General features: G+C 62.2%; 22 protein-coding genes and 1 other RNA gene. 6 read left to right on the plus strand and 17 right to left on the minus strand.

Features of this window, described 5'->3' with window-relative positions:
- Window positions 1-107: 107 nt before the first annotated feature.
- Window positions 108-518, minus strand: coding sequence for a ferric iron uptake transcriptional regulator (gene fur, locus GGR61_RS00750; RefSeq protein ID WP_005988392.1), 411 nt, complete (start codon window positions 516-518; stop codon window positions 108-110).
- A 104-nt stretch (window positions 519-622) separates the two neighbouring features.
- Here fur and bamE point away from each other — a divergent pair, with 104 nt between their 5' ends.
- Entirely contained in the window at window positions 623-1,018 is a 396-nt protein-coding gene (gene bamE / locus GGR61_RS00755; protein ID WP_184406086.1) for an outer membrane protein assembly factor BamE, read from the plus strand.
- Between the two features lie 281 nt (window positions 1,019-1,299).
- On the opposite strand, the gene GGR61_RS00760 is transcribed toward bamE, so the two are convergent.
- Both GGR61_RS00760 and GGR61_RS00765 read right to left on the minus strand, forming a co-directional pair.
- Window positions 1,300-1,569 carry an RnfH family protein gene (locus GGR61_RS00760; RefSeq protein ID WP_184406084.1) on the minus strand — a complete coding sequence of 90 codons (270 nt, stop codon included), beginning with the start codon at window positions 1,567-1,569 and terminating at the stop codon, window positions 1,300-1,302.
- A 2-nt stretch (window positions 1,570-1,571) separates the two neighbouring features.
- Window positions 1,572-2,003 (minus strand): type II toxin-antitoxin system RatA family toxin, encoded by a 432-nt coding sequence (locus GGR61_RS00765; RefSeq protein ID WP_184406082.1) that lies wholly within the window; start codon window positions 2,001-2,003, stop codon window positions 1,572-1,574.
- A 60-nt stretch (window positions 2,004-2,063) separates the two neighbouring features.
- Here GGR61_RS00765 and smpB point away from each other — a divergent pair, with 60 nt between their 5' ends.
- Window positions 2,064-2,567, plus strand: coding sequence for an SsrA-binding protein SmpB (gene smpB / locus GGR61_RS00770; protein ID WP_184406080.1), 504 nt, complete (start codon window positions 2,064-2,066; stop codon window positions 2,565-2,567).
- A gap of 145 nt (window positions 2,568-2,712) precedes the next feature.
- On the opposite strand, the gene GGR61_RS00775 is transcribed toward smpB, so the two are convergent.
- Window positions 2,713-5,166: a S8 family serine peptidase gene (locus GGR61_RS00775; protein WP_184620129.1), complete on the minus strand. Its 2,454-nt coding sequence runs from the start codon at window positions 5,164-5,166 to the stop codon at window positions 2,713-2,715.
- Between the two features lie 135 nt (window positions 5,167-5,301).
- On the opposite strand from GGR61_RS00775, the gene ssrA reads away from it, so the two are divergent.
- Together ssrA and GGR61_RS00785 are read left to right on the plus strand one after the other, a co-directional pair.
- Window positions 5,302-5,698, plus strand: a transfer-messenger RNA (tmRNA) gene (ssrA, locus tag GGR61_RS00780).
- Between the two features lie 104 nt (window positions 5,699-5,802).
- On the plus strand, window positions 5,803-7,041 hold the full coding sequence (locus GGR61_RS00785) for an integrase arm-type DNA-binding domain-containing protein (RefSeq protein WP_184620130.1): 1,239 nt from the start codon (window positions 5,803-5,805) through the stop codon (window positions 7,039-7,041).
- A 5-nt stretch (window positions 7,042-7,046) separates the two neighbouring features.
- Here the strand turns inward: GGR61_RS00785 and GGR61_RS00790 are convergent, their stop codons facing one another.
- The 4 genes from GGR61_RS00790 to GGR61_RS00805 form a co-directional block, all read right to left on the minus strand.
- Complete coding sequence (locus GGR61_RS00790; RefSeq protein WP_184620131.1) at window positions 7,047-7,493, minus strand: hypothetical protein; 447 nt, start codon at window positions 7,491-7,493, stop codon at window positions 7,047-7,049.
- An 80-nt stretch (window positions 7,494-7,573) separates the two neighbouring features.
- Window positions 7,574-8,053, minus strand: coding sequence for a type II toxin-antitoxin system antitoxin SocA domain-containing protein (locus tag GGR61_RS00795; protein ID WP_184620132.1), 480 nt, complete (start codon window positions 8,051-8,053; stop codon window positions 7,574-7,576).
- Window positions 8,054-8,684: 631 nt separating this feature from the next.
- A complete protein-coding gene (locus GGR61_RS00800; protein WP_184620133.1) occupies window positions 8,685-9,611 on the minus strand; it encodes an SOS response-associated peptidase family protein in 927 nt (308 codons plus the stop codon).
- A 9-nt stretch (window positions 9,612-9,620) separates the two neighbouring features.
- On the minus strand, window positions 9,621-9,845 hold the full coding sequence (locus tag GGR61_RS00805; RefSeq protein WP_053051402.1) for a hypothetical protein: 225 nt from the start codon (window positions 9,843-9,845) through the stop codon (window positions 9,621-9,623).
- A gap of 61 nt (window positions 9,846-9,906) precedes the next feature.
- Here GGR61_RS00805 and GGR61_RS00810 point away from each other — a divergent pair, with 61 nt between their 5' ends.
- Both GGR61_RS00810 and GGR61_RS00815 read left to right on the plus strand, forming a co-directional pair.
- On the plus strand, window positions 9,907-10,113 hold the full coding sequence (locus GGR61_RS00810) for a hypothetical protein (RefSeq protein WP_184620134.1): 207 nt from the start codon (window positions 9,907-9,909) through the stop codon (window positions 10,111-10,113).
- 265 nt (window positions 10,114-10,378) lie between these two features.
- A complete protein-coding gene (locus tag GGR61_RS00815; RefSeq protein ID WP_184620135.1) occupies window positions 10,379-10,879 on the plus strand; it encodes a hypothetical protein in 501 nt (166 codons plus the stop codon).
- Here the strand turns inward: GGR61_RS00815 and GGR61_RS00820 are convergent.
- The 9 genes from GGR61_RS00820 to GGR61_RS00860 all read right to left on the minus strand — a co-directional run bounded on the left by GGR61_RS00820 (window position 10,866) and on the right by GGR61_RS00860 (window position 19,073).
- Window positions 10,866-11,549 carry a hypothetical protein gene (locus GGR61_RS00820; protein ID WP_184620136.1) on the minus strand — a complete coding sequence of 228 codons (684 nt, stop codon included), beginning with the start codon at window positions 11,547-11,549 and terminating at the stop codon, window positions 10,866-10,868. The two genes, GGR61_RS00815 and GGR61_RS00820, sit on opposite strands and share 14 nt — an antisense overlap.
- Window positions 11,549-11,830 carry a hypothetical protein gene (locus GGR61_RS00825; RefSeq protein WP_184620138.1) on the minus strand — a complete coding sequence of 94 codons (282 nt, stop codon included), beginning with the start codon at window positions 11,828-11,830 and terminating at the stop codon, window positions 11,549-11,551. Before GGR61_RS00825 ends, GGR61_RS00820 begins: the two co-directional genes overlap by 1 nt.
- Window positions 11,830-15,339, minus strand: coding sequence for a phage tail protein (locus GGR61_RS00830; RefSeq protein ID WP_184620139.1), 3,510 nt, complete (start codon window positions 15,337-15,339; stop codon window positions 11,830-11,832). The genes GGR61_RS00825 and GGR61_RS00830 overlap by 1 nt, the downstream gene beginning before the upstream one ends.
- Complete coding sequence (locus GGR61_RS00835; protein ID WP_184620140.1) at window positions 15,336-15,938, minus strand: tail assembly protein; 603 nt, start codon at window positions 15,936-15,938, stop codon at window positions 15,336-15,338. Before GGR61_RS00835 ends, GGR61_RS00830 begins: the two co-directional genes overlap by 4 nt.
- Window positions 15,935-16,678 carry a C40 family peptidase gene (locus GGR61_RS00840; protein WP_184620141.1) on the minus strand — a complete coding sequence of 248 codons (744 nt, stop codon included), beginning with the start codon at window positions 16,676-16,678 and terminating at the stop codon, window positions 15,935-15,937. Before GGR61_RS00840 ends, GGR61_RS00835 begins: the two co-directional genes overlap by 4 nt.
- A gap of 83 nt (window positions 16,679-16,761) precedes the next feature.
- Complete coding sequence (locus GGR61_RS00845) at window positions 16,762-17,019, minus strand: hypothetical protein (RefSeq protein ID WP_184620142.1); 258 nt, start codon at window positions 17,017-17,019, stop codon at window positions 16,762-16,764.
- 34 nt (window positions 17,020-17,053) lie between these two features.
- Window positions 17,054-17,752, minus strand: coding sequence for a phage minor tail protein L (locus GGR61_RS00850; protein ID WP_184620143.1), 699 nt, complete (start codon window positions 17,750-17,752; stop codon window positions 17,054-17,056).
- The gene (locus tag GGR61_RS00855; protein WP_184620144.1) at window positions 17,749-18,249 is read right to left on the minus strand and encodes a DUF4376 domain-containing protein; all 501 of its coding nucleotides are present in this window, start codon (window positions 18,247-18,249) and stop codon (window positions 17,749-17,751) included. The genes GGR61_RS00850 and GGR61_RS00855 overlap by 4 nt, the downstream gene beginning before the upstream one ends.
- Window positions 18,246-19,073, minus strand: a complete 828-nt coding sequence (locus tag GGR61_RS00860) for a hypothetical protein (RefSeq protein ID WP_184620145.1) — start codon at window positions 19,071-19,073, stop codon at window positions 18,246-18,248. Before GGR61_RS00860 ends, GGR61_RS00855 begins: the two co-directional genes overlap by 4 nt.
- Window positions 19,074-19,079 lie beyond the last annotated feature (6 nt).

Raw genomic sequence — 19,079 nt, forward strand, 5'->3', positions numbered from 1 at the left:
CGCCGGGCGCAGTGCCGGCCGCCATCGGGAGTGCCGAGACAGCCGATGGCGGCAAACGCACAAGGCGGCCGAAGCCGCCCTGTCGGTGTCGCTACAAGCGCTCGCAGTCAGCGCGGACGCTTCTTGCGCACGTACAGCACCAGCGAGTGCTCCTCCAGCTCATAACCGTGCTTGGCAGCGATCTGACGCTGCAGCGCCTCGATCTCTTCGCTTTCGAACTCGATCACGTGGCCGGTGTCCACATCCACCATGTGGTCGTGGTGGCCGCCGCGATCCAGCTCGTACACCGCCTGACCGCCTTCGAAATTGTGTTTCAGCACCAGGCCGGCAGCCTCGAACTGGGTCAGCACCCGATAGACCGTGGCCAGGCCGATTTCGTCGCCGTGGTCGAGCAACTGGCGATAGATGTCTTCTGCGCTGAGGTGGTGCTGGTTGCTCTTCTGTTCGAGCAGTTCCAGGATCCGCATCCGCGGATGGGTCACCTTGAGCCCGACTTTGCGCAGGTCGTGGGTTTCCATATGTTCTCCGTTCATTGGCGATTTAGCGCCAGCTGCCATCAAACGGGTCGCGGCGACCGAGGGGAGTGTATCATCGGCGTGATTTCCTCAGCACTTAATCCCCGATGCGCAAACTTCTGCTGGTCGCCGCCGTTGCTCTCTCCACCGCTGGCTGCGGCATCATCTACAAGCAGCCGATCTACCAGGGCAATCTGATCAAACAGAATGCCGTGGAGCAACTGCAGGTAGGCCAAAGCAAGCAGCAGGTCAGCGCGTTGCTGGGGACTCCCTCGATCCCCGACCCGTTCCACTCGCAGCGCTGGGACTACACGTCCACCCAACGCGTGGACCGTCTGGCGCACACCGAGGTGAAGAATTTCACCGTGTTCTTCGAGAACGAGCAGGTCGTTCGCTGGGAAGGCGATTATTTCCCGTCCCAGGACGAGCAGCTGGCCAAGTCGGCGCCCAAGCAATTCGGCCGCAACCTGGCCCGCGACAAGAAGAAGCAGCGCGGCCGTTGATGCAGTTGCTCGCGCACTGCGCGATCGCCTGCGGGTTGGTCGAACCGGAGAACGCATCCCGTTGAACGGATGCGTTTTTCAGTTTTTGCCTAGCCGGTAAAGATGTGTCGATCAATGACTGCAGCGCGGGCATCGACACCGACACTTCGCGTCCGTTGCCAGGCATCTCGCGTCCACGTGCGCCTGCCCAAAACAACGGACACGCTTGCCGCTTAGAACGGTGCCCGGAAGAGTTCGCTCCACGCCGTGCATGCGTCGCAGTGTCGGCAAGCAGCTAGACGTCAGGACCGGCTTTTTTTGCCTGGACCGGCACGGCGGCGGCGCGCCTCCTTCGGATCCAGCAGCAGCGGCCTGAGCAGTTCGACCCGGTCGCCGTCGCGCAGCACCTGGTCCGGTCGCGCAATCAGCCCGTGCACCGCCTGCGCTACGGGCGGTTGCTCCAGCGCCAACCCCGACGCCGCGATCGCCTCAGCCACCGTGGTGCCATCGGCCAGATCGAGCGACACCGAACTGTAGCGATCCGGCCAGGCCAGTACGACCTCGACGCGCACGCTCAGACGTCGCCGCGATCGGCGACCCGCACGAAATCGTTGACCATCCGATCGGCCAGGCCCTGAAAGCCCAGCGCCAGCGCCGGACCCAGCAAACGCGAACTGGTTTCCACCTCCAGGGTCAGGCTGACCTTGCAGGCGTTCTCGCCCAGCGCCTGAAATTCCCACAAGCCTTCCAGCCGCTTGAACGGCCCATCACGCAGATGCATGACGATGCGCTCCGGGCGCTCGAGGATGTTGTCGGTGGTGAACCAGGTGCGGAACGAGCCAAGCCCCAGATCCAGCCGCGCCACGATATGCGCGTGGTCCTGCTCCAGCACCTGGGCAGCATCGCACCAGCCGAAACGGCGCGGATAGGCGGCAACATCATTGACCAGATCGAACATACGGGTGGCGCTGTGTTCGACCAGGGCGCTGCGACGGATGGTAGGCATTCGCTAACTTGTGAAAGGCGGAAGATCGTTTGACGACGCCGAATCGGCGACAATAGCGGCATGAGCAAGAAACCATCCAAGGATAAAGCAAACGGCGCGACGGCCACGAAAACGATCGCGCTGAACAAGCGTGCGCGCTACGAATACCACCTGGAAGAACGCTATGAAGCCGGCCTGGCACTGCAGGGCTGGGAGGTCAAGGCGATCCGCGCCGGCCGCGCCAACATCATCGACGGCTACGCCTACGTGCGCTCCGGCGAGATCTTTCTGATCGGCGCGCAAATCACCCCGTTGATCCAGGCCTCCAGCCACACCGTGCCGGTGGAACGCCGCGACCGCAAGCTGCTGCTGCATCGCCGGGAAATCGACAAGGTGCTGAGCAGCGTCGAACGCGACGGCTACACTCTGGTGCCCACCGCGCTGTACTGGAGCAACAACAAGGTCAAACTGGAAATCGCGCTAGCCAAGGGCAAGCAGAACCACGACAAGCGCGACGCCGCCAAGGACCGCGACTGGCAGCGCGACAAGCAGCGTGTGATGCGGCGGCATAATCGCGATGCGTGAGAGGCCGCGATTGGAGATTCGGCATTGGGGATTCGTAACGGCGAAGCCGCTCGCAGCTGGCGTTTAGTCGCTTGCCGGCACTGGTGAGCAACAACGCGGCACGCAGAGCTCGTGCTTTTGCAAATCCCCAATCCCCACTCACGAATCACGTCGCCCCAAGCATCCGCATCAAATTCGGCACTCCCCTGCCCTGCACATAGCGATCGCGTTGCAGGTCGGTACTGGTGTCCAGCATGAGCTGCTTGACCCGATCCGGGAAGCCGATGAACTCGCGGCGAGCAGAGAGGAATCCGGCCAGTACACCGGAGACATGCGGTGCGGCCATGCTGGTGCCGCTCATCTCCACCATCAGGCTGGCCGGGTCGTTCGGGTCGAAGTCGTAATAGGCCGAGACGATCTTTTCGCCTGGCGCCACGATGTCGGGCTTGCCGCGGCCATCTGCAGTCGGTCCGCGCGAAGAAAAATACGACACGCCGTAATTGTGCGGGCTGCTCTTATGCACCGAGCCGACCACGATGGCGTCTTCCAGATTGCCCGGGTCGTTGATCGACAGATCCATGTTGGCCGGATACGCATCGCCGTCGTTGCGCATCAACCACGCCAGGCCTTCGTTGCCGGCAGCAATCACCACCAGCACGCCTTGCCGCCATAGCCGCCGCAACTCGTTGCACAGCGGCGTAAACCCGCAGCCATAGCTTTCTGGATCGAAGTAACCGCCCAGGCTCAGATTGACCCCGTGGATGACCAGCTCGCCGGCGCGCTCGTTGATCGCGGCCACGTGTTGCACCGCCTTGATCATCCACGAATCGCGGCCATTGCCGGCATCGTCCAGTACCTTGAATCCGTAGAGCTGGGTGTCGGGCGCCATGCCGGAAAATTCCAGCGGTTTTCCAGGATTCCCCTGCGCATCCGGGATCACCGCGCACCCGTGCCCGGCGATGATCCCGGCGATATGCGTGCCGTGCCCGTGTCGATCGAGCCTGGCAAAGGCATCGCCATCGGCACGCGTCAGCCGCTTGGGGGCGCCCCGCCGCGTGCAATCCCACTGCGCCACCACCGTGTCGCGCTCTCCCTCCACGAAAAAATGCGGGTGACTGGCCGCAATACCGGTATCCAGCACCGCCCAACCGATCTGCTGACCGCGCGCGCGATAGGCGGTGCGTGCAGCATCGGCATGCAACACATTGCCGGACACGTGGATCAACGCGCGCTTGCCGGCATCGCGCCACACGCGACGGAATCCCAATGTGCGATAGCGGTCCTGCAGCGATTCGATCTCGTAACGCGTCAGCCGCGCCGAGACGAAGCGCTGCAAGCCGTCTTCCAGTTCGATCGCCTCGTCCAGCGCATCGCCACTCAAGCCCATCGTGCGCGCGGCGGCCTCACGCACCTGCGCCAACAGCAGCGTCCGCGCCGCGTCCGGGTCGTTGCCCAGCACGCGACGATCCAGCTCGATCAGCACCTCGTGCCGATACTCGGCCCCGTGCGCTTCCAGTTGCTCGCTGAGATCCTTGATCAACACCGCATTGGAAACCGGCTGATCGAAGCCGACACCCACCGCCTCACGCACCGCCGCACGCACCTGTGGAATCGACAGATAGCCCGAGCCCGAATGCGCGTTGCGCTGCCAATCCGGGTTCAGGCGCGCGCCCGACAGATTTTCGAAACGCCCCTTCGCATTGGCGATGTCATCGCTGAGATCCGGGTCCAGCGCAATCGGGTCGCGCGTGTCGGCCACATTGATCCAGCGCTGCACGCACGCGGGGAACGGCAGCTTGCGCGTGCCGGTCCAGCGCTTGAACATGCTGCGCACCTGCGGCAGGCCCAGTGGCGAGCCCAGGGTCAGCAACAGCGTGACTTCGCAGTCGGCGGCGTGCAGTTGGCGCAGCACGTCATACGCGATCATCGAGCCCTGGCTATGCGCCACCACCACGAACGGCCCACCGCCCGAGCGCAATCGCTGGGCCAGGCTTTCGCGCATCAGGTCGGCGCGCTCGGCCACGAAGAACAGGTCGTGCACGTCCTGCAGCAGCGCGGCGGAAATCAGCCGCAGCAGCACCCGGTTGATCGCATCGACCGGGCCCTTGGCCCGCACACCTCCCGCAGATGGCGCGGGCGCGGCATCCAGTTCGTCCAGCAACCGATGCAGATCGGCGCGCTCCTGCTCGCTGTGCGCCAACGCATCGGCGAGCAGATGCAGATCCTGCTCCCCCGGCACCAGCCCAAGCGTGCTCAAGGCGCTCTGCACGCTCTGGTTGAGCGCAGGGCCGACGTCGCGCGCATCGCAGCTTCCAGGTTCGGCAACCGGATAGCGCTCACGATTGACCCAGTACGCCAAGCGCGTGCGCTCGCCCATCGGCCGCCCGAACAAGGCCTTGTCCCACTGGCAGCGCAGCACCTCGGCCGGCGGCTTGTTGCCGATGCCGTGGATGTAGATCACCGTGCGCGCCTTACCTTGGACGCGGGCCGCTGCAGCGGCCTTCGCTTTCGCCTGCGCGATCCGCGATGCGCGCTTGCGCACGGGCTGATCGGCGCTGGCGGCTGGCTTGCGTGGCGCGACATGCGCCGGCTGCGGACGTGGGGGTTTACTGGTCGCCATCGCGTCGCTCCTTCGTTTGCGAACTGTCCGGTCAGGTACGGGACTGAAGCCACTGTAAGCGCTGCGCATCTCACCACTTGTGACAGGGCGCGCCGATCCCTACACTGACCACGTCAGCGTTTTGATGCTTTCCCCGGGGGTGCACTGGTTTCGACGGGGGTCGCGAAGTCGCTTGGCGCATGCCGAGGGGGCAGCTTTCCTCGTTAATCCAGCAGCAAACTTTTAGTTGCCAACGATGACAACTACGGTTCGGACTTCGCTATCGCTGCTTAATCAGCTTTAGTTGTAGTTCTACAGCCGCCTAAGGCGAACCCCCGAACCTACTTGTGCCCGTGCTCGTAGGTGTAGGGTCATTATCACGGAACCATCGGTAGTGGCTGCCTGTCAGCTACCGGTTAGATAAAGCAGGCTGGTTTCCAGGTGCGCTTTGCCAGCCGTGCTGCCTGGGAATGAGATCTAACGGAGGGCTAAGCATGTAGTGCTGGGGATGGAGTGCTTCCGGACGGCGGTTCGATTCCGCCCACCTCCACCAATGAGCGGATCTTGAAGATCCGAAGAAGGCCGGGAACCCCCGTAAAACAAGGGTTCTCGGCCTTTTTTATGTGCGCCGTGGTGCGCTAGTGAACGTATCAGCTTGTGAGACGTTGGGGGCATATTTTGGGGCACCCGCCCCCACCTGCCTGCCAGATGCCCCCACTGACCGATCTCGCAATACGCCGCGCCAAACCTGCCGCAAAGACCCAACGCATGTACGACAGCGACGGGCTTTATCTAGAGGTTTCGCCCAAGGGCGGGCGCTGGTGGCGCCTGAAGTATCGATTCGGGGGCAAGGAGAAGCGGCTGGCCATCGGCGTCTATCCAGACGTGCCGCTGGCGCTGGCCAGGCAGCGGCGGGACGAGGCGCGCCAGCTGCTGGCCCAGGGCATCGACCCGGGCGAACACCGCAAAGCCGCGACGGCAGCGCGGGCGATTCTCGGCGCCAACACCTTCGAGGTGATCGCCAACGAGTGGCTGGAAAAGCGCAACTGGGTGGATGGGTACCGCGTGAAGGTCGTCGGATGGTTCACGAACGACGTGTTCCCCTACATCGGCTCGCGGCCGGCGGCGGAACTGGAAGCGCCCGAATTCCTGGCGGTGGCCAGACGCATCGAGAAGCGCGGCGCCTTCGAGTCGGCGCATCGGATCATGCAGAACTGCGGCCAGGTCATGCGCTACGCCATCGCCACCGGGCGCGCCAGCCGCAACCCGGTGGCGGATCTGCGCGGTGCGCTGAAGCCGACGCCCGAACGCCACCTGCCGGCAGTGACGGATCCCGATGAGCTGGGGCCGCTCCTACGCGCCATGGACGGCTACAAGGGCAGCCACGTCACGCGCTGCGCGCTGGTACTGGCGCCGTTGCTGTTCGTGCGACCTGGCGAGCTGCGGCAGGCAGAGTGGTCAGAGTTCGACATCGAGGCCGCCCGGTGGAACATCCCGGCCGAAAAGATGAAGATGCGCCAGCCCCACGTTGTCCCGCTCTCGTGCCAGGCGCTGACTGTTCTGGCGGACCTGCAGCGGCTCACCGGTGCCGGCCGCTACCTCTTTCCCAGCGCCAGGACGAAGCTGCGGCCGATGTCGGACAACGCGGTAAACGCGGCGTTGCGCCGCATGGGCTACGAGGTAGGCACGGTGACCGGACACGGCTTTCGCGCCACAGCCCGCACGATCCTTGACGAGATCCTGGGCTTTCGGCCGGACATCATTGAGCACCAACTGGCGCACGCGGTGAAGGATCCCAATGGCCGGGCATACAACCGCACGACACACCTCGCGGAGCGCGTGCGCATGATGCAGGTATGGGCCGATTACCTAGCCTCGCTCAAGAAGCGTACCTGAGCAAACTATCTGCCGGCGTCCACCGGCTGAGTCGGTAAAGCTCCTGAGCTGACTGGTCTTGCCTCGGGAGGGAACAGGCCTCTCACGACAACAAGGAAAACGGCAATTACGTTCACCGTCGCTCCAGTCGTCAAAGTAATTAATGCCGCATCACTAAGAAATGAAGTGTCAAAAACCGAACGTGCAATCCCAGTTGCAAGAAACATCACACACCAAAAAACCACGCCGACATATGCAAGGCCAACTGCACGAGAGGCATATTTGCGCCTCAACTCCATGTCGTGTTGCACGCGATCGTTTTGAGCTTTGAGCGCATTTATCTCAGCCGCCCGCTGCTCACCTCGGTAGGCGCGCTCTTCCTCACGCAGCCGATCTTCAGCTTCTCGCCGACGGGCTAAGACATCCGCCGGCTGCGGCGACGTCTCGGCCTCCTTGAGGATCTGATCCGCCATGTCGCGGACCTGGAGAGTGACGGAACGTTGCCGACTCTCCAATGAGCCCCCATCGCTGTCGTTCTCTACATCAACCATGATTAGTCAGTGGCCGCTTTAGGACGGAAAAATTCTGTCATGGCTTCCGCGCTAATATCCGCGTTTCTATATGTTCCGTAAGCTTTCTGCCAAGGGCCGCCAGGCGCGTGCGACATCTCGGACAACTGAATCGGGGTACGATCCTTGTAGCCGTTCCACACAGCTTCGATCAAACCCAGGTCTTGAGATGATTGAACTGGTGGATAAGCCGAATACTGTCCAGTGAAGGGGTTAAAATGCACGGCTTGGCTCAGAATCGGCTGGGCGCCATACTGCTTAAATGCATGATAAGCGGACGGGAAAACAGGACCGTACTGCCACGCCTCAGGAGCTTCATCCACCAACGGTCGACCAAACATGCCAAGGCAGTGCCCTTGTGCAAAGTACAAGAGCTTCTGCAACTTCATGTTCGAAATTGGCTTACCTTCTCTCAGGCCGCGCTCAATAAAATTGTTCGCGACACTTAGGACCGTGTTGGTCATGCCGCACTCCAATTGTCGTCAATTGCCTTGAACATCAACTGTCTCTCATTCTTCGCGCAGGCTACCACCTTTGCTCAACGTGTCTACAAGATGTGGACAAGCGGCCAAGTTTCAACTCTGCCCCCCCCCCCTTCGACCGGCTGCAGCAAGCCTCATTGCGTCGGCCTGACCGCCGCTACGCTGGCCTGAACGGGATGCTGTCAGCGGACTCAGTATCTTCGTAGACAGGTAATCCCTATCCAAGCGGGCACGACGCAGCTGGGCGGACTACCTGGACAAGCTGCACGCGAACTCGGCCGCCACCTCAAAAGCCTGAGCGATCGGCAGCGTCACAGGCGGCGGTACCACTGGGCTTCCGGCGATCATCAGCGACACATCTGCCTCAGTCGCCCCGTTACGCCGAACCCTTGCCAGGACATCTGCACCGCCTGGACCGACACGCAAGAGGTTCCATTCGTCTCGATCGGTGCTCTGGCCAGCGACCGGGTTATGCCAGTTCATACCGATAGGTAATTCCGGCAGCGCGATGCCTTCGGGAGCGATGACAGCTGGCTCTTGGGACCGTCGGAGAGCGGCGCGGTGCGCAGATCGTGATGGCATGGCTATCTATCCTGGTTATGGCTGCTGCTGGTCATGCTGCTAGCCGGTGCTCGTAAAACGGGTGCCGCTTGTCGTCGAAGATGGCGTAGAGCGCATCCAGGTTGCCCGGATCAGGATTGAGCCAGGCGTCGACGTGCTCGGGCTTGATGTTGATGATCGTCCGGTCATGGCCAGCGGCGGCGACTTCCGGCTCTGGCTCATCGGTGATAGCAGCGAACGACAGCAGGTCCGGCTCGATGCCGGCGGGATCGCGCCAGTGCGACCAGAGACACGCAACCAGCATCGACTCGCCGGTGCGCGGCACGAATTCGATGCGTTGGTTCTGCCCGTCTGGGCCTTCGACGTTCTCGTAGAACCGGTCGGCCACCATCAGCCCATGGGTGTAGCCGAACTGCCGGCGCCAGAACCCTTCCAGGTTGTCCCGGCGGGCGTTGTAGGTGCCGGGAAATTTTCGGTCGTACATCGCCGGCGTGCCGGCCGGGCGGCACTGATAGCGCATCGGCTTGACGACACGCTGGCCGTTCTCGACCACCAGCACCGGACAGTAGACGCCCGGAAAGATCCGACTGTCGTCCTGGCCGCGCGTGCCCTTGAGCGTGTCGAGGCGCCGCTGCGCCTGCTGGATCTTGTTCGTGCCGATGCGCACGTCCTCGCGCGCCTTCTTCGTTTCCTTGAGCTGCAGCGCCCGCTCGGCATCGCCGACGCGGCGCTTCTGGTCGAAAATCTCACGGGTGAGCGTGTCAGCCTCGGCGGCGTCCGCCGCGCGCAGGTTCTCCTGCAGGTCGGGTGGACCAATCTCCAGAAGCTCGCGCACCATCGCGCGTGGCGCCTTGATCCGACGGGCCTGCAGGCCCTCGCCCCACCAGAAAGTCTTCACATAGGTGTCGATGTCCATCACGGCGCCGAACGCCCGCTGGAACTCTTTGAACTCGGCTCGGATCTGCGCGGAGTAACACATGGCCGCCTCTCAACAGTCGCGGTCGGGATCTTGGAGGCCGTGCCAGACCAAGATCTCATCAAGCCGCCGGGAGACGAATTGGGCATCGTCGCCCGTGATGGCGCCGTCCTCAATGACGTCCGCCATGCCAGCGAAGGCCTGCCAGAAGTGGCAACGGTCGGGGCTGCTCTTCAGTAGAGCCGGCACTGCGGCATCGAGGTTGTCGAGATGGGTTCTGAGTGCAGCTCTGTCCATGCCCGCAGTATCGGCAGCACCGTCTCAGGGCGTGAGACAAGTGTTCCTAGAATCTGCCGTTATGGACCCCGCCCCGCCAGCCAACCTTTTCGAACAACTGCGGCAGCGGCTGGCGTGCTCGTCTGAGCCTCTGGAAGTGCTCAACCAGTTCGAAGCGGAGCTGCTATACGCGTTCCCTGCCGAAGCGACCGTCATTATTGAACTGGTCGCGTCCTGGGGTCATCGTCTGGGCGTGCTCACACGCGATGACATTGAGGGTTTCATCTAGGGTGCCGGCTGGGCGCTGCTCAGGCGCCTCGCGGGTTGAGCGGCCATCTTGGCACCGCGACCGGCAGATGTAGATTGGCAGCGATATGGGATTCCGAATATCGGCCTGTTCCGCACTGCGGTGTCGGATTTCTCCGAGAGCGTCGAGTGTGCGGGCATAGCTCAAATGAACGTTTTTTTGGATGTGCGGGCCATGCATCTTGGCCTTGCGCCGAGATGACCTCGGGCCGCCGGCAGTGACCGGCGCAGCAAATTCGGAGAACGTAATGCGCGCACTGTTAATCACAGCAGCGCTGAGCCTTCTTTCCTCGCATCAGCGCGCAATTTCTTGCGACACAACTTTCCCCGCTCAGTCTTCCGGCACAGTAGAGATTGAATACCAGACACCCGCCGCCGGCCAAAGCCTCGACGCGTTCATTGTCCGCATTGCACCAAAATATGCGCGGTGGTCTTTAGTTAACTCCCGCGAGGTTTGTGGAGCCATAGGCCAAGCGGGAGATCGCTATTCTATTGCAATAAACCGTGCTGGCGGCAACGGACATTGCACAATCATTACCACTTGCCTTGCACCTGGCTTCGAGTACACCGGCTATACATTCCATACCCATCCAACCGTGGACGACTTTCGTTTCAGCGATCAGGATTTACTAAACGCTGGATACCTAGTAACCAGCAGCGGAGTCAAATTCCATGATGGCCGAGGGCAGCAACGCGTCGTCATCCGTTTCAGCGGCCGAGTGCGCAGTCAAATCATCAATAGCCGGTAACATCGATAACAAAACCGGTGCAACGCGGGGTTTGTGTAGGTGTGATCTGCGTGGTGCTGGTGCCCGTCTGGAAAGTGCCGATCGTGGCAAACCCAGTGGTGGTGATCGCGGCGCCACGCCCAAAGTAGACGAAGTTGCTGCCGCTGACCCCTTGCGAGTAGTAGGCCCCGGTGCAGATGATGGCATACGCACGTCCAGCCGGTATGGCAATTGCGTCACTTGTCTGGTCACGGATTGCGCTGATCCGCCCAACCACCTTCAACATTTTTCCCAACGCATCGAACTTGACGCGCCCCTGCAGATCCCAAAAGATCAGGCCGTAGTCGCTGATTTCGCTTGGCGCAATGTTGTCAAACAAGTAAACAGTAATTGACGCATTCAGCGGGCCTACCAAGTTGATCGTGTACTGACCGGGTGTGCCGTGGCCGGTGTTGGGTGGAAAGATCGTCAACACCGCGCCTACCGCACCAGGACCGCCAATGGCAACCACGGGGGTGTTCTGGCACTGCAGGCCGATGGCGAACTCACCGCAGCTTTGCGCAGACGTGAACAGGTTCTTTTGCGTCAGCTGCACGTTGTACTTTGCCCGCATGAAATAGTTGCGATAATTCTCGTCAATCTGCAGGGCGCCCGATCCGTCCTGCACCTGGATTCTGGTGCCAACTGTCATCACCACACCCCATAGATGATCGGCGATCCATTCTGGCCACCAGTGCTCCAAGCCAACGTTGTGCCGTTGATGTCCACGCCAGGGAACGCGGCGACGCCCAGCGAAATGATGGACGACGGGAACGTGAAGAACCAGGGCACCCCGCCCAACCCCGACAGATCGATGTTTCCTGACGCTTCTGCGGGCAGTTGCATTTGCCCGACAGTGCGCTGCAGCCTCGTGGTCAAACCCAATTCAAGGAACCCGTTAGCGGGGTTCCAGATCAAAATTCCGTTAGGCATTACCACGAACCCATTCTGACGACTTCCTGACCGTTAGGTGCGAACACCTGCAGCAGGTTGTCTGTGATAGTGAGCCAGCCGCCGTTATTGGGGCCGGTTATCGTCATTGTTCCGTTCTTATCCAGCTTCCAGCGTGGCTGCCCGTTGGCACCCACGTCATTCGACTGGATGGTGTCGCCGATCATTGCGTTTGTGATCCAAGCGTTGCCGATCAGTGCCTGATTGATGAACACCTGCCCGCCCTGAATCACGAACGGCGACGTCACAGCGTTGTTTGCGACGTTGATCACCGCGAACCGATCGGCCTGCATCAGGATCTGGCTCTGGTAGCTGCCGTCCTGCTGCTGCTCGACGCCCACGCCCATACCGGCCATGTAGATCTGCCCAGCACTGGTGATCTGCGCACGCACCGTGTACGTCGCCGACACTTTGCCATTGAGGTCGACCAGAGCTTGAGATGTCTGCTGCACGCTGGCACTTGCGGACTGTGCAGCCGACTGGGCGCCTTGCACACTTGCCTCGACGGTATCGACTCGCTGTGCCTGCGCGCGGTCCGCCTCCACAATCACAGACTGCCAGGTACGCGTTCCGGCAAACACATTGCGATCGCCTGCATGCCAATCACGGTCACCCGCATGCCGGCTACTGATCTGCGCCACCAATCCGTCAGTGCGGTCGCCAATCGCTGCAAGACCCGTCTCCGGATTGTTGATCTGCAGCTTCAGCGCATTGACCTCACCCACCACTGCACCGGCTTCCGCGATGGCCGTGCCGACGTTCTGCCAGTTGGTGCCCGGCGGCTCCTCGTTCCCCGGTTCTGCTGCCGTCCAACTCCAGATGATGCCGGCATACACTACCGTCTGGCCGGTGCTGTAAGTCGCGCCTTCGTCCCAGATCAACGGTACAAGGCTGCTGATCGATTCGATCGGGGTGCGCAGTTCTTGCGACAGCTCGCTCAGGCTGATTTTGCCGGCCAGATACTCAAGGATTGCCGTGGCGTCCGTGCTGCTCTCACCCATGACGCCATTGGCCAGCGGATACCACGGCCCGATGTTTCCGCTGCGGTCCACCAGACGGCCCCAGAAGAAGAAGCGCGCGCCGGCGGCCAGGCCGAGCATGGAGTGCCGCGCCTGCGGATAGGCGAAGTCGCCCAGCTTGATCGCGCCCTCCAGATTGTTGGCCGGGCTGTACCAAATTTCGGTGCGCTCGGTGTCGGTAGCCCCTTGCGGGAACGACCACGACAGATCGATGCCGAAAATGATGCCGGCGGCCGTCAGGCTGGCCAGCGATGGCGGCGGCTCAATCTTTCCGGTGATCTGCGTCAGCGGGGATAGCGCCGGCATCGACACCGCATTGAGCGCGTTGACCGCGCGCACGCGCGCCAGGTACTGCCCGGCGTAGATGCCGCGCACCTCGAGGTTGGTAGTGGTGGCGCGGCCGGCCTTGACCCATGACATATCGTCGCGTCGCCACTCGACGTCGTAGGCGATTGCCTTGTCGGCCGGATCCCATGCGATGGTGAGCACGTGCTGCGCAATCCCCTGCTCCACAAAACTGTGCGACGACAGCCGCACATTGGTCGGCGGCGGCTGTACGCTGGGCGGGATGATGCTGATCGGCGGCAGCTCGATGCGCGCGCCGTCGTCGATCGCAGCGAACTTTCCCGGCACGTGCTTCAGCGCAGCCACCTGGTAGGTGATGGCGTTCTCGGCGCCGTCGCCCTCGGTGATGCCCAGCACGCGGAAGGTCTGCAGCGCGAGTTCTGAGGTCGACACCGCCCAAACCGAGCTGGCCACCGGCACCGTGTCCCACGGAACGGATACCGAGACGGTGCTGCCGGCGATGCCGCTGATCGTGCGGCCCTGGCTGCGTCCGTTGCTGCCGAGCACGCGGATGGTGTCGCCGATGCTCAAGCCTTCGGGCATCGCGTCCAGCACCACAGACCGCTCCGCTGCCGATCGGATGCGACCGCCGTTGCGCCGTCCAGCGCGCTTCGGGTCTGCCACCTCGATGATGTCACCTGGCTGCGGCACCACGCCTTCAAGACCGACGCCGAACGTGACGGTCTCCGTCTCTAAGTTCTCGGTGTAGAGGATATGCAGGCCGATGCGCTGAGCCTGCGCACGCGAGGTGCAGCCCATGGCTGCCACTTCGGTCTGCTGGATGCCGTAGCGCGCGATGCCGGGGCGATACTCGACCGTCTCGACCTTGGCGCGGCCGAAGTCCTCCGGGTCGTTCCACGACACCAGCGCGACCGTGTGGCGCACTTTTCGGGCAGAGCCGGAATAGACGAACCGGCCATCGATAACGTTGGCCTGGTTGAATGTGTAGACCGGGTCCTGCGGCATGTCCGCAGAGGCCAGCACCTGCCCGGCAGCGTAGTACGTGATGCCACGGAACACTGCCGCCATGTCCTGCAGCATCTTGTAGGCGTCTTGCCTGATCTGCAGATAGACGTTGCAGGTGAAACGCGGCTCCTGCCCACCCTGCCCGTCGCTGACCATCTGGTCGCAGTACTGCGCGATCTGGTACAGCCGCCAGCGATCGACCCATGCGGCGGGAATTCGGTGGCCAAGGCCGAACCGGTCGTTCGTCACCAGGTCGTAGAACACCCATGCCGGGTTGTTGGTCCACGCAGGCTTCATGGTGCCGTCCCAGATCCCGGCGTATGTCCGGGCCTGAGGGTCGTAGTTGCTCGGCACGGACACGATGCGGCCCAGGACGCGATAGGCGCGCGTGGGGATAGCCTGGAACTGGCTAGCGTCGACTTCCAGAGCAGCGAGCGCGCAGTTGGGATAGCGCAGCTTGGCGTCGATAATCTCGGTCATCGACTGCACCAGCGTAGTGTCTGCGATCGTCGCGCTGTTGGCGTTGGGCGTCAGGCGGCGAACGCGAATTTGCCACTGGCTACCCTCGGGCAGGTCGACGCGGTGGCTGCGCTCGTAGAGTGTGGTGGTTTTGCCAGTGAAGGCGTTGGAAATCACTGTGTTGAAAGCGCCTCCGTCCGTGGCCACGTCGATAGCGTAGCTGACGCTGTGGCCCTCAATGTCACCGTTCTTGGTGTTGGTCTTCTGCAGCGCCTGCACCGCGATGCGTACACGGATCGCGGACAAGTCCGGATTGGTGAAGCTGCGCACGACCGGCTGGTCGCTGCGCAGCTCCACATTCACCGAGTTCTCGTTCTCCACGCTCGGGAAACCGGCCAGGTGCTCCTGATCCTGCGTGCCGGCACGCGTCTCGAACCGGACGTTCTGGAAATTGAAGGTGCCGTCAGCACCCTGCAACGGCGTGCCATCCAGGTATACCGAGCGCAAGCCATCCTTCAGCCCAGAAATTTCTCCCTCACTGATCAGGTCGATGATCTTTGCGAATGCGATCGATTGCAGGCTATCGGGTGTCTCAACTGGCGTCCGGGCGGAGCTACCGCCCTTCTTCGCTCCGTGTAGCTGCAGTGGCGCGCTCGAACAATGCAAAACCGTTGCCACGTTCTGTTGGTAATCACCGCTCATTGTTGATCCTCGGCAAAGATGCCGCCGCTAATGACGGCCGAGCCAGTCCAGGTGTCTCCGTATGCCACTGGCGCCGGATTGCCCTGCGCCTGCGTATTTACCGGCCCGTTGAACGCATAGCTCGGGCGGTTGTCTGGGCTGTCTTGTGTGCCCAAGCCCTTCTGAGTCGGCGACAGCATCTGCACGACGCCGCCGATCACCATTGCAATACCTGCATTGGTCAAAGGGACGCCGATGGCGCCAAAGCCGTAGGCGCTAAGAACTACCCCGGCGACTATCAGCACAGCACCGACGATCGTCTGCAGAACGCCACCGCGCTTTGAGCCCTGCAGCACCGGCGCAATGCGGATTGCGTCATCACCGGGCGGGTCGTGCAGCTGATCCTTGGCAAGGTTGCGCTGGCCGTTGAACACTGCGAACGTCAGGCCGCAGTCCTTGGCGCCCATGAGGAATTCCTGAAAGCCAGGCAGCTGCACCGACAGCGCGCGGATGGCCTCGGCCGGCGATGCCACCGCTAGCCGGAACTCCTTGCCGAACTTGGCGCGCAGCACGCCGTACAGACGCACTACACGCACCTTGGGCACTGCGTGCATGCTCATGCCGCACCGCCGGTGGCGAGTTTGTGGCGCACGACCCGCACGGTTCGGTCAGCCCAATAGCCGCCGTAGGGCACGCGCGTGGACAGCCGGTCTGCCAGGTGATGCAGCATCTGCCCCTCGCCTAGATAGACGCCAGCATGGTTCGGCACCGGCGCACGAATCTGCATCACGATCATGTCCCCGCGCTGCGGGTCGTCCTGGATTTCGGAGAATCCCTCTGACTGCAGCCGCTCCAGCGAATAGAGATCGCCGCCGTTGTGCCACCAGTCGTCGGCACGGTCGTAATGCGACAGCTCGATGCCAAGCTCGCGCGCATAGAAATCGCGCACCAACGTGTAGCAGTCGAGTACGCCATGAGCGAAGTGGCGGCCCACCAGTGGCGCAACGTAGCCGCTGGGCTGGATGCTCTGCACCTCACCGCATTCGGGCAGGCCGTCGACCTGACCAACGCTGACGATGTGCCACTGCAGGCCGCTGGCCTCGCACATGACCCTGTCCGCATCCGACGGCAGCGCCGACGCGTTGGGATGGCTGTGCACCAGCGCCAGTACGGCGCCGGCATCTTCCGCCACGGCATAGTCGGCAGCGGGCAGGATGAAATGCTCGCTCGGCGTGGTCGCCGCGTTCTGGCACGGCACGTAGCGCTCGCCGGTGTCGGCAAGCACCACCAGCCCACAGCACTCGCGCGGGTATTCGGCCATAGCGTGGGCCTGGATGGCCTGCAGGGTTGCGTGTTCCATGTGGTCGCCCATAGAAAAGGCCCGCTTGCGGCGGGCCTGGAATTGGATCTGAGGATGTCTCGCAGCTTAGCTGCGGCTTGCGCCTAGTTCAGGCGCGCCACCGACACGATAGCGTCAGGAGCATGCTCCACGACGAGTTCGCCAGGGGGTAGATTTTGGACCTCAAACACGTAGTTGCCCTCTATGCCCGGCTGCCCGATCTTCCCTCGCAGCCACCGCACATCATGAAGGACCCCATCGGCAGACTTAACCCGAACCATCGCCTCGGCGGCCACCAAGTCAGGCCCGAAACGCCCGCACTGAATCGCCTTGTAAAGGTGCTTCACCATGAAAATGGTCACGTTCTCTTTTCCTGAATATCTGCCACTCATGCTACTACGTGCGCAGCAGGCCGGCTGCGGGGAAGCCGCCGTAAGGCAGCGGGTTGTTCGCGCCATAGCGCAACTTGCAGCTGCGCACCTTGCCGCCGCAGACATCGAGCGCCGGATCGCTGACCGGATTATCGTTGATGTCCGCCACCGGTGGGCCGTTGTAGCCGCAGTAGGGGCCGCGGTAGCCGCCGCGGATGATCCACCCGCAGGTGTTCGCAATGATCTGCCGGCCGGGCAACTGCTCGCCGTTGAGATCGGCGGCAGTGGCCAGCTCGAACTCGACCTGGTTCTTGTCCTCCGACACCTTGCGCTCAATGAACCAGATTTCGTCGGGGAAGTGCTCATCCGGATCGGCAGTTGGATTGCCGCCGGCGAAGTTCACCGGGTCGAGGTACTTGGTCAGCGTCTGCCGGCGAATGACACGCGTGCCCACCAGATCATCGAACAGAAGACACAGCGCCGTGATGGTGCCGTCGATGTTGCCCACACGCAGACGCGGGTTCGGCGGCTGATCACTGGTGCGCTCAAAGCCGGTGGCCTCGACCGGCCAGGGATCGTAGACCTGCTGCTGCCAAACGATCGGGCTGGTCTGCAGGTGCGGATGGAACAGCAGCGAGTCTGCACCCAACGCCGTTGCATCCAGCTCGAACAGCGTCACGCGCGCGCCAGGCTCCAGTGTCTGGATATCGGCGAGGATGCTCATGCCGGCCAGCCGCTGCTCACGTCGTAGGCTTGCAGCTCCTCGATGGAATCGAGCGCATCAATTGCCTCGTGATGCGCGCGCTCAGCAGTGAAGCACGCCTGCACGTGCGAGCTGATCGCTGCCGCGATGCCGCGGATCTCCCCCAGCGTCAGCGTCACCCACCCACTGTTGGCCTTGAAGTCCACCGTCTCCACCGTGCCCAGATCAGCAGCGGCAAGCACTGTGCTGATGCGGTTCTGATCTTCGGTGGACGTTCCCACCTGAACACCACCGATCGCGATGCCTCCCGTCTCAAACTCCCAGCGGCGCTGAGTTGTCAATGCACGCAAGGCAGCACGCATCGTCTCCACCGTTTCCGGTGCGGCGTTGGGAACTGGAATACCACCCGTCGCCCGCCAATTCTCGTACTCATCCCACCAGCGATGTCCCCGGGGGATCGTTGCCCCATCGCCGATGCGAATTACACGATCCGGATCAGCCATCAGTTGGTAGCTCATGACGTGATCTCCGCGTCGAAAAAATATACACCGCCATACGCGTACGCCTGGTTCGCAGTCACGAATATTTCAACGCCGGAGTTGAATGGATTGGCCCCGACACCCGAGCAGCCATACACATAATTCATATTTAAGAAGTTCACAGCAGGCGCGCCCCGCATTGCAGCGGGAACATAGAAGCCCACACCGGTCTGCTGTGGAACGGCACCGCGCATAAAGAAAGTCCCGCCCACTGCGTACCGGTGGCAAGCAGCAAGATTCTCTGCAACTGACCTGTATTGGAACCCTGCCATATCAGCTCCGCGCACGATTGCAGGGTTACGGTAGGTGGCGTTTGCGGCGCTGAACTTCACCAACAGATTGCCGGTATTGCTGCTGGCGGGAGCGAGAAGGTTGACGTATCGGCGCCCTGCGCCTGGTGTGATCGCAGAGACGACACCGCCAACATCTACCGTCAAGTTGCCGCCACTCAGGTCATCGACTGCGATGCACAGGGTCTTTCCGAACGCATCGCGCGGTGCCTCAATTGCTTGGCACCAGGTGCCGCTGGTGTGCGTAATGACGCTGGTTGACTGGTTGACGCTGACATTGCATCCACCAGGAGCAGCGAACATACGGTCGAAACCGAAGGCGCCGGCACCCAGCGCGCCACCGCCGAAACCTCGCTGATTGACTCGGAAATCGCTATTGATCAGCAGGTTCTGCCCGACGGACTGATACAGCTCCGAGAACATCGCATTGCCTTTGGAAAACGCCACATACGCATCGTCGCCGATGCTTCCATCGGGATTGGGCGTGCTTTGATCGATTAGTTGACGTGCCATATCTCG

Source organism: Xanthomonas sp. 3058 (assembly GCF_014199765.1).
GTDB lineage: Bacteria > Pseudomonadota > Gammaproteobacteria > Xanthomonadales > Xanthomonadaceae > Xanthomonas > Xanthomonas campestris_B.

Coding starts and splice junctions, on each gene's coding strand:
- fur (WP_005988392.1), bottom strand. CDS start 518: ATGGAAACCCACGACCTGCGCAAAGTCGGGCTCAAGGTGACCCATCCG.
- bamE (WP_184406086.1), top strand. CDS start 623: ATGCGCAAACTTCTGCTGGTCGCCGCCGTTGCTCTCTCCACCGCTGGC.
- GGR61_RS00765 (WP_184406082.1), bottom strand. CDS start 2,003: ATGCCTACCATCCGTCGCAGCGCCCTGGTCGAACACAGCGCCACCCGT.
- smpB (WP_184406080.1), top strand. CDS start 2,064: ATGAGCAAGAAACCATCCAAGGATAAAGCAAACGGCGCGACGGCCACG.
- GGR61_RS00775 (WP_184620129.1), bottom strand. CDS start 5,166: ATGGCGACCAGTAAACCCCCACGTCCGCAGCCGGCGCATGTCGCGCCA.
- GGR61_RS00790 (WP_184620131.1), bottom strand. CDS start 7,493: ATGGCGGATCAGATCCTCAAGGAGGCCGAGACGTCGCCGCAGCCGGCG.
- GGR61_RS00795 (WP_184620132.1), bottom strand. CDS start 8,053: ATGACCAACACGGTCCTAAGTGTCGCGAACAATTTTATTGAGCGCGGC.
- GGR61_RS00800 (WP_184620133.1), bottom strand. CDS start 9,611: ATGTGTTACTCCGCGCAGATCCGAGCCGAGTTCAAAGAGTTCCAGCGG.
- GGR61_RS00805 (WP_053051402.1), bottom strand. CDS start 9,845: ATGGACAGAGCTGCACTCAGAACCCATCTCGACAACCTCGATGCCGCA.
- GGR61_RS00810 (WP_184620134.1), top strand. CDS start 9,907: ATGGACCCCGCCCCGCCAGCCAACCTTTTCGAACAACTGCGGCAGCGG.
- GGR61_RS00815 (WP_184620135.1), top strand. CDS start 10,379: ATGCGCGCACTGTTAATCACAGCAGCGCTGAGCCTTCTTTCCTCGCAT.
- GGR61_RS00820 (WP_184620136.1), bottom strand. CDS start 11,549: ATGACAGTTGGCACCAGAATCCAGGTGCAGGACGGATCGGGCGCCCTG.
- GGR61_RS00825 (WP_184620138.1), bottom strand. CDS start 11,830: ATGCCTAACGGAATTTTGATCTGGAACCCCGCTAACGGGTTCCTTGAA.
- GGR61_RS00830 (WP_184620139.1), bottom strand. CDS start 15,339: ATGAGCGGTGATTACCAACAGAACGTGGCAACGGTTTTGCATTGTTCG.
- GGR61_RS00835 (WP_184620140.1), bottom strand. CDS start 15,938: ATGAGCATGCACGCAGTGCCCAAGGTGCGTGTAGTGCGTCTGTACGGC.
- GGR61_RS00840 (WP_184620141.1), bottom strand. CDS start 16,678: ATGGAACACGCAACCCTGCAGGCCATCCAGGCCCACGCTATGGCCGAA.
- GGR61_RS00850 (WP_184620143.1), bottom strand. CDS start 17,752: ATGAGCATCCTCGCCGATATCCAGACACTGGAGCCTGGCGCGCGCGTG.
- GGR61_RS00855 (WP_184620144.1), bottom strand. CDS start 18,249: ATGAGCTACCAACTGATGGCTGATCCGGATCGTGTAATTCGCATCGGC.
- GGR61_RS00860 (WP_184620145.1), bottom strand. CDS start 19,073: ATGGCACGTCAACTAATCGATCAAAGCACGCCCAATCCCGATGGAAGC.